This is a genomic window from Stutzerimonas sp. NM35 (assembly GCF_054604355.1).
In genome coordinates, this window is record NZ_CM137728.1 from 335395 (window position 1) to 350484 (window position 15090).

15 protein-coding genes and 1 riboswitch are annotated in these 15090 nt (G+C 63.0%); of the genes, 7 read left to right on the plus strand and 8 right to left on the minus strand.

What is annotated here, in order from left to right:
• Nucleotides 1–30: 30 nt before the first annotated feature.
• The gene (mqo, locus tag ACYCFC_RS01485; protein ID WP_459652935.1) at nucleotides 31–1542 is read left to right on the plus strand and encodes a malate dehydrogenase (quinone); all 1512 of its coding nucleotides are present in this window, start codon (nucleotides 31–33) and stop codon (nucleotides 1540–1542) included.
• Nucleotides 1543–1599: 57 nt separating this feature from the next.
• Here the strand turns inward: mqo and ACYCFC_RS01490 are convergent, their stop codons facing one another.
• Nucleotides 1600–1971 carry a hypothetical protein gene (locus tag ACYCFC_RS01490; protein WP_459652936.1) on the minus strand — a complete coding sequence of 124 codons (372 nt, stop codon included), beginning with the start codon at nucleotides 1969–1971 and terminating at the stop codon, nucleotides 1600–1602.
• On the opposite strand from ACYCFC_RS01490, the gene ACYCFC_RS01495 reads away from it, so the two are divergent.
• On the plus strand, nucleotides 1970–2554 hold the full coding sequence (locus ACYCFC_RS01495) for a YajG family lipoprotein (protein ID WP_181086126.1): 585 nt from the start codon (nucleotides 1970–1972) through the stop codon (nucleotides 2552–2554). The genes ACYCFC_RS01490 and ACYCFC_RS01495 overlap by 2 nt on opposite strands.
• An 87-nt stretch (nucleotides 2555–2641) precedes the next feature.
• Here the strand turns inward: ACYCFC_RS01495 and ACYCFC_RS01500 are convergent, their stop codons facing one another.
• Both ACYCFC_RS01500 and ACYCFC_RS01505 read right to left on the minus strand, forming a co-directional pair.
• Nucleotides 2642–4018: a DUF1329 domain-containing protein gene (locus ACYCFC_RS01500; RefSeq protein WP_459652937.1), complete on the minus strand. Its 1377-nt coding sequence runs from the start codon at nucleotides 4016–4018 to the stop codon at nucleotides 2642–2644.
• Between the two features lie 306 nt (nucleotides 4019–4324).
• Nucleotides 4325–5488: a 1-acyl-sn-glycerol-3-phosphate acyltransferase gene (locus tag ACYCFC_RS01505; RefSeq protein WP_459652938.1), complete on the minus strand. Its 1164-nt coding sequence runs from the start codon at nucleotides 5486–5488 to the stop codon at nucleotides 4325–4327.
• 212 nt (nucleotides 5489–5700) lie between these two features.
• On the opposite strand from ACYCFC_RS01505, the gene ACYCFC_RS01510 reads away from it, so the two are divergent.
• Complete coding sequence (locus ACYCFC_RS01510) at nucleotides 5701–5961, plus strand: putative signal transducing protein (protein WP_181086132.1); 261 nt, start codon at nucleotides 5701–5703, stop codon at nucleotides 5959–5961.
• Between the two features lie 57 nt (nucleotides 5962–6018).
• A complete protein-coding gene (locus ACYCFC_RS01515) occupies nucleotides 6019–6642 on the plus strand; it encodes an SOS response-associated peptidase (protein WP_459652939.1) in 624 nt (207 codons plus the stop codon).
• Nucleotides 6643–6901: 259 nt separating this feature from the next.
• On the opposite strand, the gene ACYCFC_RS01520 is transcribed toward ACYCFC_RS01515, so the two are convergent.
• Nucleotides 6902–9031, minus strand: coding sequence for a methyl-accepting chemotaxis protein (locus ACYCFC_RS01520; RefSeq protein WP_459652940.1), 2130 nt, complete (start codon nucleotides 9029–9031; stop codon nucleotides 6902–6904).
• Nucleotides 9032–9180: 149 nt separating this feature from the next.
• On the opposite strand from ACYCFC_RS01520, the gene ACYCFC_RS01525 reads away from it, so the two are divergent.
• Nucleotides 9181–9996 carry a M48 family metallopeptidase gene (locus tag ACYCFC_RS01525; RefSeq protein WP_459652941.1) on the plus strand — a complete coding sequence of 272 codons (816 nt, stop codon included), beginning with the start codon at nucleotides 9181–9183 and terminating at the stop codon, nucleotides 9994–9996.
• Between the two features lie 28 nt (nucleotides 9997–10024).
• Here the strand turns inward: ACYCFC_RS01525 and ACYCFC_RS01530 are convergent, their stop codons facing one another.
• The 4 genes from ACYCFC_RS01530 to ACYCFC_RS01545 form a co-directional block, all read right to left on the minus strand.
• Nucleotides 10025–10468 (minus strand): ester cyclase, encoded by a 444-nt coding sequence (locus ACYCFC_RS01530; protein ID WP_181086140.1) that lies wholly within the window; start codon nucleotides 10466–10468, stop codon nucleotides 10025–10027.
• A gap of 85 nt (nucleotides 10469–10553) precedes the next feature.
• A complete protein-coding gene (locus tag ACYCFC_RS01535) occupies nucleotides 10554–11141 on the minus strand; it encodes a TMEM165/GDT1 family protein (RefSeq protein ID WP_181086142.1) in 588 nt (195 codons plus the stop codon).
• An 89-nt stretch (nucleotides 11142–11230) separates the two neighbouring features.
• Nucleotides 11231–11363: riboswitch (yybP-ykoY riboswitch) on the minus strand.
• 28 nt (nucleotides 11364–11391) lie between these two features.
• A complete protein-coding gene (locus tag ACYCFC_RS01540; RefSeq protein ID WP_459652942.1) occupies nucleotides 11392–12393 on the minus strand; it encodes a methyltransferase in 1002 nt (333 codons plus the stop codon).
• 59 nt (nucleotides 12394–12452) lie between these two features.
• Nucleotides 12453–13415: a 2-hydroxyacid dehydrogenase gene (locus ACYCFC_RS01545; protein WP_459652943.1), complete on the minus strand. Its 963-nt coding sequence runs from the start codon at nucleotides 13413–13415 to the stop codon at nucleotides 12453–12455.
• Nucleotides 13416–13468: 53 nt separating this feature from the next.
• Here ACYCFC_RS01545 and ACYCFC_RS01550 point away from each other — a divergent pair, with 53 nt between their 5' ends.
• Together ACYCFC_RS01550 and ACYCFC_RS01555 are read left to right on the plus strand one after the other, a co-directional pair.
• Nucleotides 13469–14098, plus strand: coding sequence for a LysE family translocator (locus tag ACYCFC_RS01550; protein WP_459652944.1), 630 nt, complete (start codon nucleotides 13469–13471; stop codon nucleotides 14096–14098).
• Between the two features lie 191 nt (nucleotides 14099–14289).
• The gene (locus ACYCFC_RS01555) at nucleotides 14290–14943 is read left to right on the plus strand and encodes an OmpA family protein (RefSeq protein WP_181086149.1); all 654 of its coding nucleotides are present in this window, start codon (nucleotides 14290–14292) and stop codon (nucleotides 14941–14943) included.
• Nucleotides 14944–15090: the final 147 nt, after the last annotated feature.

A 15090-nucleotide genomic window follows, 5' to 3' on the forward strand; every position in this document is an offset into this window, starting at 1 on the left:
TGCGTACTGCGGTCGTGACAGTTTAATGCTGTGTTTCTGGAGAACGCGTTAATGGCGCAACACGATAGCGAAGCGGTAGATATGGTACTGGTGGGCGCCGGTATCATGAGTGCCACTCTGGCAGTACTGCTCAAGGAACTCGATCCCAACATACGTCTTGAGATTGTCGAACTGCAGGAGTCCGGAGCCGTCGAGAGCTCGAACCCCTGGAACAACGCCGGCACCGGCCATGCGGGACTGTGTGAGCTGAACTACACGCCGGACAGCAAGGATGGCTCGATCGATATCAAGAAGGCCGTCACCATCAATACCCAGTTCGAGGTCTCGAAGCAGTTCTGGGCCTACCTGAGTGATCGTGAAGGTTTCGGCAGCCCCAGGGACTTCCTCAATGTAGTGCCGCATCTGAGCTTCGTGCGTGGCGAAAAGAACATCGACTACCTCAAGCGTCGTTTCGAGGCGCTGAAGCAGCACCATGCTTTCGAGGACATGGTCTACAGTGAAGACCGCGCCACCATGCAGGAATGGATGCCGCTGATGATGCCCGGTCGCCCGGCTGACGAGCCCATCGCCGCGACCCGCGCAATGAACGGCACCGATGTCAATTTCGGCAAGCTGACCCGCCAGATGCTGGACTACCTGGCGACCAAGCCGGGTGTCAAGATGTCCTATCTGCAGAAGGTCACCGGACTTGCGCGCAACGGCAAGGGTTGGCGTGTAGAGATCAAGAACAGCCAGGATGGCAGCAGTCGTGAAATCGATGCCGGTTTCGTCTTCCTTGGTGCGGGCGGTGCGGCACTGCCGTTGCTGCAGATGTCCGGCATCGAGGAAGGCAAGGGTTACGGTGGCTTTCCGGTCAGTGGTCAGTGGCTGCGTTGCGACAACCCGGAAATCGTCAGCCAGCATCAGGCCAAGGTCTACAGCCTGGCAGCCGTCGGCGCGCCGCCGATGTCCGTGCCGCACCTGGATACGCGCGTGGTGGACGGCAAGAAGTCGCTGCTGTTCGGGCCCTACGCGGGCTTTACCACCAAGTTCCTGAAATACGGTTCGTCGCTCGACCTGCCGATGTCGATCCGTCCGAGCAACCTCAAGCCGATGCTGGCCGTTGCGCGTGACAACATGGACCTGACCCGTTACCTGATCAAGGAAGTGCGGCAGTCCATGGAAGATCGTCTGGACACCTTGCGCGGTTTCTATCCGCAGCTCAAGGCCGAGGACTGGCGCCTGGAAGTGGCGGGCCAGCGTGTGCAGATCATCAAGAAAGACCCGAAAAAAGGTGGCGTTCTGCAGTTCGGGACCGAACTGGTATCGGCTGCGGACGGTTCCATCGCCGCGTTGCTGGGCGCGTCGCCGGGTGCCTCGGTGACCGTTTCGATCATGCTCGACCTGATCCAGCGCTGCTTCCCCGAGCAGCTCGGAAGCGAGGCGTGGACCACGAAGCTCGGTGAGATATTCCCGGCTCGTGAAAATGTGCTCGAAAGCGATGCCGTCGCCTACCGTGAAGTGGTCGCGATGATCGACAAGCGCCTGGGGCTGGCCGACTAAGGTCGCCTGCGCGCTAAGTCCAAAGCCGCCCTGTTCAGCATGAGCAGGGCGGCTTTTTCATGTGTTGGGCTGTACTTCAGTATGCGCAACACCTGAGGACGGTATGGGTTTGCCGATCCAGTCGAGGCGTATTTCGCGAACCTCCACCCAGCGCTCACCATGCGGCCTGCTGGCGGCGGTCAGCAGCATGCGGCAGCTATCCTCGTCATCGACGAAGGCATAGTGGCGACGCATGGGGCGGCGAAGCACGGCGAGAGACATGAGCATAAAGCGGGCTCCGAATGCGTTTGCCGCTTTATCGCAGCTTTTCATGACCGCTTGATGAACGGCGGAGCTTATCGCGGCGAGGCTTGCGCGCATTGCTGTCGGGCGCTTGCAGTGCTGGTTATACTGCACGCCATCGCTCACCCAATCTGGAGAAAACGGCATGCTGCAACGTCTGTTGTTCAGCCTTTTCACTGTGTCCGCGCTGGCGCTCGCCGGTTGTGCACACAGCCCGCAACAGCTCGATCCGACCCCGAAACTCACCGGCACCATCAATCCCGTCGGCCAGGGCCAGCCGGTCGCGGTGCGGATCGTCGATGGCCGTCCTTCGCCGACCCTCGGCACCCGCGGTGGCCTGTATCCCGAAACCAGCGCCGTCAGCGTGCCGAAGGAAAAAATCCTGCCCAAGCTGCAGGCCGAGGCCGAGGCAGCCGTTCGCCTGCTCGGATTCACCCCGTCGGCCAACGCCTACAACGCACCGCAGTTGACCCTGACCCTGGCCGAGCTGAAGTACCAGTCACCCAAGGAAGGGCTCTACGTGACCGAGGCGACCATCGGCGCTACCTTCCGCATCGAGGTGCAGAACGCCGGGCGGCGCTATACCGGTCGTTATGGTGCGACGCTCAACCAGCGCTTCGGCATGGCGCCCAACGAGCAGACCAATACCAAGCTGGTCAGCGACGTATTGAGCGATGCCCTGACCAGGGTGTTCAAGGACCAGAATATCGGTCAGGTGCTTTCGCAGTAGCTGGCAGCCCAGGCAGGCCGTAAAAAAGAAACCCGCATCTGCTGCGGGTTTCTTTTTTCTGGTGAACGGGTGGATATCGATCGGGATTCAGCGCACCCCGGAATTGCGCAATGCCGCCGGTGTGTACTGATGCGAGCTGGTTTCGTAGTTGTAGCGGTAGGGGTTCTTTTCTTCGTTCTTCATGCCCATGACCAGATAGCGGCCTGAGATCAGATCGTAGAGGGTTTCCATGGCATACAGCGGAACCTGCTCGTTGTAGTAGTAGGCGCTATGCGCCTCGGCTACCCGCCATAGCGAATTGCGGCCATCGTAGTGGTCGATGATCGAGGCCTGCCAGGTGTCCTCGTCGATAAAGAAGTTGCGCTTGGCATAGATATGCCGCTCGCCGCTTTTCAGCGTGGCCTCGACTTCCCATACGCGGTGCAGTTCGTAACGGGTCAGGTCCTGGTTGATATGGCCGGCCTTGATGATGTCGCCATACTTGAGCTGCGGTGAGTCCAGGCGGTAGGCGTTGTAGGGAATGTACAACTCCTTCTTGCCCACCAGTTTCCACTCGTAGCGATCCGGCGCGCCGTTGAACATATCCAGGTTGTCGGAGGTGCGCAGGCCGTCGGCGGCGGTGCCTGGCCCGTCATAGGCCACCTGCGGGGCGCGCCGCACACGGCGCTGGCCGGCGTTGTAGATCCAGGCCATGCGCGGTTCCTGCACCTGGTCCAGGGTTTCATGCACCAGCAGCACGTTGCCCGCCAGGCGGGAGGGTTCGGTGACCTGCTGCTTGAAGTAGAACAGCACGTTGCCGTGCTTGTCCGGGCTGTAGTCGCTCAGGCTTTCGGTATAGACGACCTCGTCGACGAACTTCACCAGGCTGTAGTTGCCGTTGACCTGGGGGGTCGCCTGCGCCACGACGCGGCGGGCCGAACCGCCACGGTAGCGGGTGATATGGTTCCAGATCGTTTCCAGGCCATCCTGCGGGATGGGAAAGGCGATGGCCGTATCGAGGTTTTCCAGGCCGTTACCGCCGCGTACCAGCGCGGTCCGGGTGGCGTTGCGCTGTGCCGCGTCGTAGATGCGCTGCGGCATGGCGGCGCTGCGCCGGGTTTCGAAGACCGGCAGCCGATAGGTCTCGGGATAGCGCGTGAGCATGGCGATCTGGCCGGGGCTCAGGTTCTCCTGATACTGCTCGTAATTCTGCGCGGTGATGGTGAATTTGGCTGTGTCGCTCGGATAAGGATCGCTGACGAAACCGTCGGTACTGATCGGCGCGGCGTCGGTCGCCAGCCCGCCGGTCCAGGCGGGGATGGTGCCGGCGGCGTTGCCGGCTTGTTCCGCGCCGATAGGCGTCAGGCTGTCGCCCAGCCTTGCCGCTTCCGTTTCGGATACCGCGGCCATGGTCCCACTGGTCAGCATGGCGCTTGCCAGCAGGATGAGTGAGAGTGCCCCCTTTTTCCTAATATTCTTATTCATTGTTTGGTCCTGTTGATCCTGAGTGGCTGAATCCCTCGAGCGCTACCGCACGCTCATCGCTTCGCTCGTGCCGGGCAGTTCGCCTGGTTGCCCATACCGGCGCGTGCTCTATTTCGGACCTTTGAAGCGAGACGAGGGTTAAGCCGAAAAGGATTGCAAGTCAATGAATAGCCCAGGGACTATCGGCATAAATGGCACAAATAGCCGGTCAATTGCCGGCTTTCAGTCAGGCGTGCGAGCGGATTCGCCCGTTTCGCTGTAGCGGCGAAACGGGGCTATGGTCAGCAGAGGGTTTGCCGTGGGCTGCTACAGCGGCAGGCCGGCCTTGAGGCGATACTGGTTGCGCACGGGCGTGGCGTACTGCTGGATCAGGTAGGGTTGATGCTCACTCGGGCAGGCGCTCAGGCGGCGCTTCCACTCGGCTTCGGCACGGGCGATTTCCTCGTTGCTGAACAGCTCGGCGAGACTGGGGATCGCCAGCTCGGGGTCGCAGTCGTCCCAGATCCGGTAGGCCAGGTAATGCACCGGGAACAGGCGATAATCGCAGAGGATCTGCCGGTCGATCTCGGCGGCCAGCTGCCTGGCGTCTTCCGGGACTTCGCTGATGGGCGTGCCGAAGCCGATATGCACGCGGCCCTTGTAGCCGGTGATGCCCAGGGCGATGCTGGCGTCATCTTCGCCGGGCGCCTTGGTGTAGCTGCCGGTGGTGTCGCGGATATACAGCTCGCGGGCCTTGGCCAGGTCGCAGGGGTCGTATTCATAGCTGATCGACACCGGCGTGGGCCGCAGGGCGGACAGGACCTCGGCGAAGGGCTCGTCCTTGCGGCTCATGTGCAGCATTTTCAGGATTGCGGTGTCGGTGCGGTCGTCGCCATCCTTGGCCCGGCCTTCGGCCTGGGCGATCCAGATCGACTCGCCATCGGTGCGAATCGAGTGGTTGATATATGCCGACAGCAGCTGATAGGCCGCGAGTTTCTCGCGCCGACCGGTGATCGAGCGACGCACGATAAAACTCTTGTTCAGCCGCATCAGGTCGCTGACGAAAGGCCGCTGCAGGAGATTGTCGCCAATGGCGATACGCGGCGTGCGCAGCTTCGCCTGGAACACCGCGTAATTGACGAAAGCGGGGTCCATCACGATATCGCGATGGTTGGCCATGAACAGATAGGCGCAGCCGTGCTGCAGGCTGTCCAGGCCGGAATAGGTGATGCCGTCGGTGGCACGTTCGATGGTGCGGTCCAGGTACATTTCGATCCGGGCCTGCAGCGTATCGACCGAGTGAATGGTGGCAAACTCGCTCCGCAGGCGTTGCGCGATAAGCGGTTTGAGCAGCCAGCCCAGAGGGCCGGCCAGTCGCGGAAAGCGAAAACGCGCCAGAATGTCGAGGAACTCCCGGTCGGCGAACAGCCGCGCCATCACGGCAGGGACTTCGGCGTCGGTATAGGGTCGGATGGCTTCGAATTCGTCCATCATGCTCTCTGTAAGGGAAACCACTGAATAACCCCAATTGTTTCGGGGTCGTAACTGGACGGCGATTATAACGACAAGTCACGCGGGAGACGCTGAAAGCGAAACTGGGCCACAATTACCGTGTGGCTAGTAATGAATCCGCAGGCTCCAGCCGTGATTGGGTCCGTGCGGAACGGGAACAGTTGTCAGTCGTTTGCGAGAAGGAAGCTGCGATGCAACGCATATACGAAGCGCGGGACCTGCTGGAGGCCGAAATGCTGATCGGCATGCTGGCCGGCGAGGGGGTCGAGGCATTCCTGACCGGGCGTCATCTGATCGGTGCGGTTGGGGAGCTGCCGGCTGCCGGGCTGCTCGGCCTGATGGTCGGCGATGAACAGGCCGAGCGCGCGCGACAGCTGATCGCCGAGTACAATGACGCCGAGCTGCTGCCCGCTGATGAGCCTGAGAGTTATCCGGGCGAGCTTCTCTGTTAGCCACCGCTGCCAGATGCGGGCGGTGCCCTCGCTTTTCAGTTCTGTGAGTCCCCGTCCATGTGTGGCCGTTATGCCCTGTTTCGCTGGAGTCCGGCCTTTGCCGCGCTACCCGGTTTTCCCGCCGATCAGTCGCCGCACTGGAGCCTGGCGCCTGGCGCTTCGGTACTGTTGTTGCGCCGGAGCGAGGGAGGGGATGTGCAGCTCGATCGTGTGCGCTGGGGGCTGACGCCCGCCTGGCTGAGCGACTTCACCCGCACGCCGGCTCAGGCGCGAGCGGAAACCCTGGCCGAGCAACCGATGTTCCGTGACGCCTTCCGCCTGCGCCGTGGTGTATTGCCGGCCAATGGCTTCTATGAATGGCGCGGCACGGCGCGCAAGCGCCCCTACTGGATGACGGGCGAAGCCTCGCTGGTGTATTTCGCGGCGGTCTGGGAAGCCTATCCGGTACAGGGCCACACCTACCTCAGTGCGGCAGTGGTGACCCTGCCGGCGGCGAATCAGCGCCGGCCCGTGATGCTCGACGAGGCGGGCATGCGTGCCTGGCTCGATCCCGAGACGCCCCTCGATGCCTTGCAGGTCTTGCTCGCCGCGCCGCAACCGGTACTGCGTGAACGGCCACTGGCGACCTTCGTCAACGACCCGAAGCTGGATGCGCCGGAGTGCCTGACGCCGGCGAACTAGCCGTGTGCTCCTGCATTGCCTGATACCTTTTTACCGCGCCGTAGCCTGCTCTTCGTAGGGCCGAACTTGTTCGGCTTTGCCGTTCGCTGCGGATTCGCGGTCGAATAAATTCGACCCTACAGGCGGAGCAGGGCGGTGCTTACCGCGCCGGGGCCTCTCTTTGCGTAGGGCCGAACTTGTTCGGCTTTGAAGTTCGCTGCGAATTTGCGGTCGAATAAATTCGACCCTACAGATGGGGCAGATGGTTTTCAACGGCCTGTCAGACCTTGAACTGATTGATCAACCGCCGCTGCTGCTCGGCCAGGCGGGTCAGGCCGGCGCTGGCCTGGCTGGCTTCCTCGGCGCCACCGGCGACTTCGTGGGCGACCTGGCCGATACTGACCACGTTGCGATTGATGTCTTCGGCTACCGCGCTCTGCTCTTCGGCGGCGCTGGCGATCTGATTGTTCATGTCGTTGATCTGCGACACCGCCTGGGTGATGGTTTCCAGCGCCTGTGCCGCCTCGTCAGCCTGTGCGACGCTGTCCAGGGTGCGGCTCTGGCTGCTTTCCATGACGTCTACTGCGTCTCGGGTACCGCTTTGCAGTTGCTGGATCATGCTCTGGATTTCGCCGGTGGCCTGTTGGGTCTTCTGCGCCAGGTTGCGCACCTCGTCAGCGACCACGGCGAAGCCGCGGCCCTGTTCGCCGGCTCGTGCAGCTTCGATGGCGGCGTTGAGGGCCAGCAGGTTGGTCTGTTCGGCGATGCTGCGAATGGTGATCAGAATCGCGTCGATATTCTCGCTGTCCCGCGCCAGGGTCTGCACCACCTCCACCGCACGACCGATCTCGTCGGCCAGTTCGGCGATGGACGCACCGGTGGCTGCGACGATCCGCTTGCCCTGATTGGCGGCGTGGTCGGCGCTGTTCGCGGCTTCGGCTGCCTGTGTGGCATTGCGTGCGACATCCTGGGCGGTGGCGGTCATCTCATGCACGGCGGTGGCTACCAGTTCGATCTCGGCGAGCTGGCGCTGTACGCCCTGATCGGTGCGATTGGCGATATCGGCGGTTTCTTCCGAGGCATCGCTGACTTTCTGCACGGAGCCGACCACCTCGCCGATCATGCCTTGCAGGCGCGCCAGGAAAGCATTGAAGCCGCGTGCGATCTGGCCCAGCTCGTTCTTGCTGTCGACATTCAAACGCTGGGTCAGGTCGCCCTCGCCCTGGGCGATGTCTTCGAGCATCGACACCATGCGGCGCAGGGGGCGGGTGATGCCGGCGCTGGCCAGCCAGATGGCGAGGATACCGAGCAGGGCGATGCCAAGCCCGATCGCCAGCATGGTCAGCAGGCCGCTCTGGTGCTCGGCATCGAGTTCGGCCAGCAGCTGGTCGAGGTCCTGCATCACCACGGCGAGCGGCAGCTCGAGCCTGATCGTCCAGCGCGCGTCGGTGCCTGGAAAGGTGAACGGCAAGGACACTTCGACCTGCTGCTGGGCCTTGTTCATCTGCAGCGAAGGCGTATCCAGAGGCAGTTGCTGCAGGCGGGAGAAACTGTCCCCATCGAGAACCGCGCTGGCCGAAGCGCCCAGCTGGGAAACGTCGCCGGTATAGGCGGCCAGGCGACCGTTAGTGGTGATCAGGGCAATCTCGCCGGCTCCGTTGTAGAGCTGGCTGTTCACCTGGGTCAGGAGCTGCTGGATGAAATCGATCTCGAGGTCGGCGCCAACGATACCCTGGAATTTGCCGTCGATGATGATCGGTGCGCTGAACGAGGAAAGCAGCGCCATCTTGCCGTTCATTTCATAGGGCGCCGGGTTGCCCACGCAGGGTTTGAGGGTTTCGCGCGGGCACAGGTAGTACTCGCCGGCGCGCACGCCGGTCGGTAGCAGCGTGGTGTCTTCGATGTCGCCAAGGGTGTCGAGTTTCAGGCTGCCGCTGCCGTCGCGGTACAGCCAGCTGGCGAAGCGGCCATTGAGCATGCCGGGCGTATCGCCACCGTACATGATGTCGTTGGCATCGACGCCGTTGGGCTCCCAGGCGATATACAGGCTGTTGAGCGTCGGATTCTGTTCCAGCGTTTCCCGGCCCAGGTTGATCAGCTCTTCACGGGTGAGGTTGGCCATCGGCATGCCGTCTTCGCCGGTCTTGCCTGACAGCGCATTGACCCGCGCCACGTTCGTTGCGATCAGCAGCGGCAGTTGCAACTGCGCCTGAATGCGGCTGACCTGATGCTGGGCAAGCGCACTGACGCGCTGCTCCACCATGCCCTCGATCAGCGTGCGCGTGCGCGATTCCACCATCTGCTGGGTCTGCGTACCACTCCACATGACGTAGAGCAGCAAGGCCGCCGTTACCGCAAGAATGCCGGCGCCGGCGAAGGCGGCAAAGGAGGTCTGGATCGATTTGAACATGGCAGCTTCCCGAATTTTTATTCTGGTCCATTGATATCGGCCATGCGGGGCAGGACTGTAGTGCGCCCCGATGAGCGTTGCGTGCGCCGCTGTTGCTCGGCAAGAGGGCTCGCTCTAGCATACGGCGCAGAACTCACCGGAGACGCGACATGTCAAAGCCGCATTCTTTCACCCTGGCCCTGGCCGCTTCCCTGCTCGTCGGTTGCCAGGCCGTCAACACCACCAGTGGCGGTGCCGTCGGCGTCGAGCGCAAGCAGTACATGTTCAGCATGTTGTCCACCGAGCAGGTCAACCAGATGTATGCGCAGTCCTACCAGCAAACCCTGAGCGAAGCGTCGCAGAAGGGCGTCCTGGCGAAAAACAGCGCGCTTGGCAAACGCGTCGATGGCATCGCCCGACGCCTGATTGCCGAGGTGCCGGCGTTCCGCCCGGACGCCGCCCAGTGGGACTGGGAGGTCAATGTGATCGACAGCCCGGAGCTGAATGCCAACTGCGGGCCGGGCGGCAAGATCATCTTTTACAGCGGCCTGATCGAACAGTTGAAGTTGACCGATGATGAAATCGCCGCGGTGATGGGCCATGAAATCGCCCATGCGCTGCGCGAGCATGGGCGCGAGGCGATGTCCAAGGCCTATGGCGTGCAGATGGCGACGCAGCTGGGCTCGGCCTTTGGCGTCGGCGATGGCAGCCTGCAACTGGCCAACATGGGCGTCGAATACCTGATGACGCTGCCCAACAGCCGCAGCAACGAAAACGAAGCCGACCTGATCGGCCTGGAACTGGCCGCACGCGCTGGCTACAACCCCAACGCGGCGGTCAGCCTGTGGCAGAAGATGGGCGCCGCCGGTGGTTCGGCGCCGCCGGAGTTCCTCAGCACGCACCCGTCTTCGAGCAGTCGCACGCAGGCCTTGCAGAGCAATATCCCCAAGGTGATGCCGCTGTACGAGCAGAATCGCAAGCGTTAACTACGGTCGAAGGCGAGCTGCCACTGGCTTAGATCGGTGGCAGGATGATCGGCAGAGGGTTGTCGCTGCCTAGTTGTTGCCGGGCGCTTTCCAGATCGAACAGGCTGTTGATTTCCTCGATATCGCCGTTGGGGTTGAGGGTCCACAGCGACATGACCGCCACAGTGAGTATCTTGCCGCTCGGTGGATAGCCGAACACCGGCTTCGTCAGGGTGCCGAACAGTGTGCTGGAGGTGACCACTCGGTTGCCTTCACTGAGGCATTCGTCCACCACCACTTCAATATCCGCCATGGCCAGGCGGATTTCCCGCACGATCAGGCCGAATCCTGCGCTGTTGACCGGTTGCGCGATGAACGAACTCTTGTAGCTGAAGTAGCGGCTCTGCAGCTGCTCGGCCAGCGCCAGGCGACCCTTGCCCCAGCTCAGGTCGATGTGCTGGCGAACCCGACGTTTGCGTTCCTCTGGTGACATGCAGCCTGCTCCCCCGTTTGGCCGCCAGAAGCGCGGTACGCCGGCACTCTAGCAGCACCGGGAAGCCGGCAAGTTGCGCTGCGTATCAGACTGGAAGCATGCCGTTCAGACTCAGTGCCTGGTAGGTGGCATACAGGGCCAGGGCGGCGAAGCCGATGGCCGCAATCCGGCGGATCAGCGTCAGTGGCAGGCGGTCGGCGGCGAAGTTGCCGGCCAGCACCACGGGTACGTTGGCGATCAGCATGCCCAGCGTGGTGCCGACGATGACCATGAGGAAGTCCGGGTACTGCGCGGCGAGCATCACCGTCGCCACTTGGGTCTTGTCGCCCATCTCCGCCAGGAAAAACGCGACCAGCGTGGCCATGAAGGGGCCGAAGTAGCGACCGCGTGCGGCTTCCTCATCCTCCAGCTTGTCCGGCACCAGCGTCCACAGGGCGACCGCGGCGAAGGAGGCGGCGAGAATCCAGCTGAGGACGGCGGGTGAAACCAGCGTGGAAACCCAGTTGCCCACGGCGCCGGCCAGCGCATGGTTGATCAGAGTGGCGATGAGGATGCCCCAGATGATGGGCGCTGGACGTCGATAGCGTGCCGCCAGCAGCAGGGCGAGCAACTGGGTCTTGTCACCGATTTCGGCGAGCGCGACGATCAGGGTGGAGATGTAGAACGATTCCAAGCAGGTTCCTTGAGGGCGGGTCGACGAAATCACCATGACACGCAACATCCGCCCGCCCAGGGTCAGAGTTACGTGTCATGGGTCTTGTCAAACCGGGCATCGGCTGCCGAGGCAGGCCGCGCAGGTCGCATGCGCCATGGTCTGTGGACCAAGTATGTTGACGCATGCCAGGCGAGCAGGGCGCTCGCCGGAGACTACTCCCCCAGGACGGACGCGAGTTTGCACAAGCGCAGCGCGTTGTGCAAGTCGCTCAGCCGCTGCGTTGTGCGCGATAGATGCGAAAGCCGTCGGTGCAGGCCAGGGTTTCGCAACGGCCCAGGTGCGCTTCGATCAGCGGTGGGTACTTGAGGAAGGCGTTGGCCACCAGGCGCAGCTCGCCGCCGGGGCGCAGATGGCTGGCGGCGCGCTGCAGCAGGTTTTCACTGGCGGCGTAATGGGTGTGTACACCCTGATGGAAGGGCGGGTTGCTGATGATCGCGGCGCATTCATGGGGGGCGGCATCGATGCCGTCGCCGCTGATGACGGTAGCTTCCAGTCCGTTGGCGGCGAGGGTCATACGGCTGCTCTCGGCGGCGAAGGCATCGACATCCAGCAGATGTACCTCGCTGTCCGGGTAACGACGTTTCAGTGATGCGCCGATGACGCCGGCACCGCAGCCGAAATCCAGCAGGCGACCGCTCGGCAAACCGTCGAGATGCTCCAGCAGCAGCTGCGTGCCGCGGTCGAGCCGGCCATGGCTGAACACGCCGGGCAGGCTGACGACCTGCAGCGGGCCATCCGCCAGTTCCAGGCTGAAACGCTGGGCCAGTGTCGAGAGTTCGGGGGGGTGCGGGCTGTGCTCCACCCGAACCTGCCAGAGCTGGCAATGCCGCGCGCTGTCGAGTTTGCGTGCTTTGCCGAACGGCGCCAGCTGTTTTGCCGCGCGCTCGATGCCGGCGCGCTTCTCGCCGACCAGATACAGCAGGCGCCCGGCGAGCCTGGAGGCCAGCGCGTTAAGAAGGTAATCGGTCAGTTCGCGGGACTTGGGCAGGAACAGCACCGCCGTATCGAAGCTGTCTGCCGGGGGCTGCACGCCGAATGCGCAGCGTCCGGCGAAGCGGGCCTGCAGCGCCTGATGATCGCCGGCGTGCCAGCTCCAGCCGCTGGCTCCGGAGAGCTGGCCGAGCAGATCGTCCGCCGGCAGCCCGGCCAGCAGCAGGTCGCCAGTGAAGAGTTCGGCCTGGCGCAGCAGTACTTCGCTTCGGGGATCCATGAAGACTCCGGGAAAAGCCGGTGAGCTTAGCAGCCTTGTGGTGGACTGTAGAAGCGTCGTCAGTTGACCAGACGCTTGGGCGCGCCGGCAAAGAACGCCCCGGCGTTCTCGCTCATCTGGCCGACGATACGCTGCCGGGCTTCACGGCTGCCCCAGGCGCTGTGCGGGGTGACGATCAGGCGCGGCACGTCGGCGGCCAGCAATGGATTGTCGTAGCTCGGTGGCTCGCTGGTCAGCACGTCGGTGGCCGCGCCGCCCAGATGGCCCTGGCGCAAGGTGTCGGCCAGCGCCTGTTCGTCGATCAGGCCGCCGCGTGCGGTGTTGATGATGAATGCCGAAGGTTTCATCAGCTGCAGCTCGCGGGCGCCGATCAGGTTTTGTGTCTGTTCGGTCAGCGGGCAGTGCAGGGTCAGCGCATCGACCTGCGGCAGCAGTTCGTCCAGCGCGAGGCGTTCGGGGCGAGGCGGGCGGCCAGGCAGGTTGCCGGTCAGCACCTGCATGCCGAAGGATTCGGCCAGCCTGGCCACTGCGCTGCCCAGCTCGCCATGACCGAGAATGCCGAGCGTCTTGCCGGCCAGCTCGACGATGGGGAAGTCCAGCAGGCAGAATTGCCCACTTTCCTGCCAGCGACCACGGGCTACCGCGCCCTGGTAGTCCGGCAGGCGCGTGGCCAGAGCCAGCAGCAGCATCAGAGTGTGCTGGGCGACGGTGGCGGTACCATAGGCCTGGCAGTTGCAGACGGCGATGCCATGCTGCCGGGCGGCGGCGAGGTCGATATTGTTGAGGCCGGTGGCGGCCACCAGGATCAGCTTCAGCTCCGGGCAGGCGCTGAAGACGGCATCGCCCAGCGCGAGTTTGTTGACGATGGCGACCTGTGCGCCCTGCAGACGCTCGATGATCTGCGTCTCGTCGGTCCGGGTATGGCAGATCAGCTCATCGACGGACGATTGCAATGGGCTCAGATCAAGATCGCCCTGATCGAGCGGGGCGAGGTCGAGGAATACGGCGCGGCGGTTGCTCATGGGGTCGTACCTGAATTAATCAGCAGCTGATGTTCGAATGATGGAGTCAATGCATGTACTGGATGGAATTTCTCACTGTGGCCCTGGTGCATTTGCTTGCCGTGGCCAGCCCCGGGCCGGATTTTGCGGTGGTGGTGCGTGAAAGCGTAACCCGTGGCCAGCGTAGCGGCAGCTGGACGGCCCTCGGTGTGGGCTGCGGTATTGGGCTGCACGTAAGCTATTCGCTGCTCGGGATAGGCCTGATCGTCTCGCAGTCGATCCTGCTGTTCAACCTCTTCAAGTGGTTGGCGGCGGGCTATCTGTTTTACCTCGGGTTTCAGGCGCTGCGTACGCGCCCGGCGAAGGTCGGCGATATTTCGGTGACCGGGCCGGGCGAGCCGCTGTCGCGCAGGCGTGCCTTTACCATCGGTTTTGTCACCAATGGCCTGAATCCCAAGGCGACGCTGTTCTTTCTATCCTTGTTCACTGTGGTTATCGACCCCCATACCCCGCTCGCCGTTCAGGCTGGGTATGGGCTCTATCTGGCATTCGCCACCGGCGCGTGGTTCTGTCTGCTGGCCTGGTTGTTCAGCCGTGAGCGCGTGCGGGCAGGGTTTGGCCGGATGGGACATTGGTTCGACTGGTTGACGGGTGCGGTACTGATCGGCCTCGGCGTGCGACTGGTGGTCAGTGAGATGGGCTGATGGCAAACCTCTTCCAAGAGCCGTCAAGGCTAAGCAAGGGTTTGCGCTGGATCTGTGGCTTGTGTTGGCAGGCTTTTGCCCTTCCGCTCCCATTTCTGTGCCTGGTCGATGCTAATCTACGGCCTGTTCAAGGCTGCCTGCGCAAGGCCGGGTGGCCATCGGGTCATTGACGAGATGAAGGAAGTACTCCCATGAAAATGCTGAAATTGACCGCATTCGCCGCCTCCCTTGCACTGCTGGCCGGCTGTACGAACAATCCCTATACGGGCGAGCGCGAAGCGGGCAAGGCTGGCATCTACGGTGGTGTAGGTGCAGTCAGCGGTGCCGTGATCGGTGCTGCCACGTCGAGCAAGAAGGACCGCGCCAAGGGCGCGCTGATCGGTGCGGCAGTCGGTGGCGCAGCCGGCGGCGGCTACGGTTATTACGTCGATACCCAGGAGGCCAAGCTGCGCCAGACCCTGCAGGGCACCGGCGTTCAGGTTCAGCGCGAGGGCGACAACCTGACCCTGATCATGCCCGGCAACATCACCTTCGCCAGCAGCTCGGCGGATATCTCCAGCAGCTTCTATCCGACGCTAAATTCGCTGGTGCTGGTATTCAAGGAGTTCAACAAGAACGGCATCGATATCGTGGGGCATACCGACAGCACCGGCTCGCTGCAGCTCAACCAGGACCTGTCGAACCGCCGTGCGCGCAGTGTCGCCGCCTACCTTGAAGGCAACGGTGTTGCGCCTTCGCGTATCTCCTCCTGGGGGGCGGGTCCGAGCCAGCCGGTCGCCAGCAACGACAGCGCTGCCGGACGTGCACAGAATCGTCGCGTCGAGATCAATCTGCGACCGCTCTGAGGCTGTGATAGCAGGCGTGGCCCACAACGGGCTCGCCTGCGCCGATAAACTGGCGTCATTTTTCCAGCTTTTCCTTTCGGGCATGGAACCTATCGACTCCCCGTGACTCTGAAGCTCGTGACAGCGAGCCATGGCACTGAGGAGGTC

What these genes read in the sequence shown, in the direction of transcription:
- ACYCFC_RS01525 (WP_459652941.1), top strand. Translation starts at nt 9,181, where the DNA reads ATGTCAAAGCCGCATTCTTTCACCCTGGCCCTGGCCGCTTCCCTGCTC.
- ACYCFC_RS01510 (WP_181086132.1), top strand. Translation starts at nt 5,701, where the DNA reads ATGCAACGCATATACGAAGCGCGGGACCTGCTGGAGGCCGAAATGCTG.
- ACYCFC_RS01545 (WP_459652943.1), bottom strand. Translation starts at nt 13,415, where the DNA reads ATGAGCAACCGCCGCGCCGTATTCCTCGACCTCGCCCCGCTCGATCAG.
- ACYCFC_RS01490 (WP_459652936.1), bottom strand. Translation starts at nt 1,971, where the DNA reads ATGCCGTTTTCTCCAGATTGGGTGAGCGATGGCGTGCAGTATAACCAG.
- ACYCFC_RS01530 (WP_181086140.1), bottom strand. Translation starts at nt 10,468, where the DNA reads ATGTCACCAGAGGAACGCAAACGTCGGGTTCGCCAGCACATCGACCTG.
- ACYCFC_RS01555 (WP_181086149.1), top strand. Translation starts at nt 14,290, where the DNA reads ATGAAAATGCTGAAATTGACCGCATTCGCCGCCTCCCTTGCACTGCTG.
- ACYCFC_RS01505 (WP_459652938.1), bottom strand. Translation starts at nt 5,488, where the DNA reads ATGGACGAATTCGAAGCCATCCGACCCTATACCGACGCCGAAGTCCCT.
- ACYCFC_RS01520 (WP_459652940.1), bottom strand. Translation starts at nt 9,031, where the DNA reads ATGTTCAAATCGATCCAGACCTCCTTTGCCGCCTTCGCCGGCGCCGGC.
- ACYCFC_RS01540 (WP_459652942.1), bottom strand. Translation starts at nt 12,393, where the DNA reads ATGGATCCCCGAAGCGAAGTACTGCTGCGCCAGGCCGAACTCTTCACT.
- ACYCFC_RS01515 (WP_459652939.1), top strand. Translation starts at nt 6,019, where the DNA reads ATGTGTGGCCGTTATGCCCTGTTTCGCTGGAGTCCGGCCTTTGCCGCG.
- ACYCFC_RS01495 (WP_181086126.1), top strand. Translation starts at nt 1,970, where the DNA reads ATGCTGCAACGTCTGTTGTTCAGCCTTTTCACTGTGTCCGCGCTGGCG.
- ACYCFC_RS01550 (WP_459652944.1), top strand. Translation starts at nt 13,469, where the DNA reads ATGTACTGGATGGAATTTCTCACTGTGGCCCTGGTGCATTTGCTTGCC.
- ACYCFC_RS01500 (WP_459652937.1), bottom strand. Translation starts at nt 4,018, where the DNA reads ATGAATAAGAATATTAGGAAAAAGGGGGCACTCTCACTCATCCTGCTG.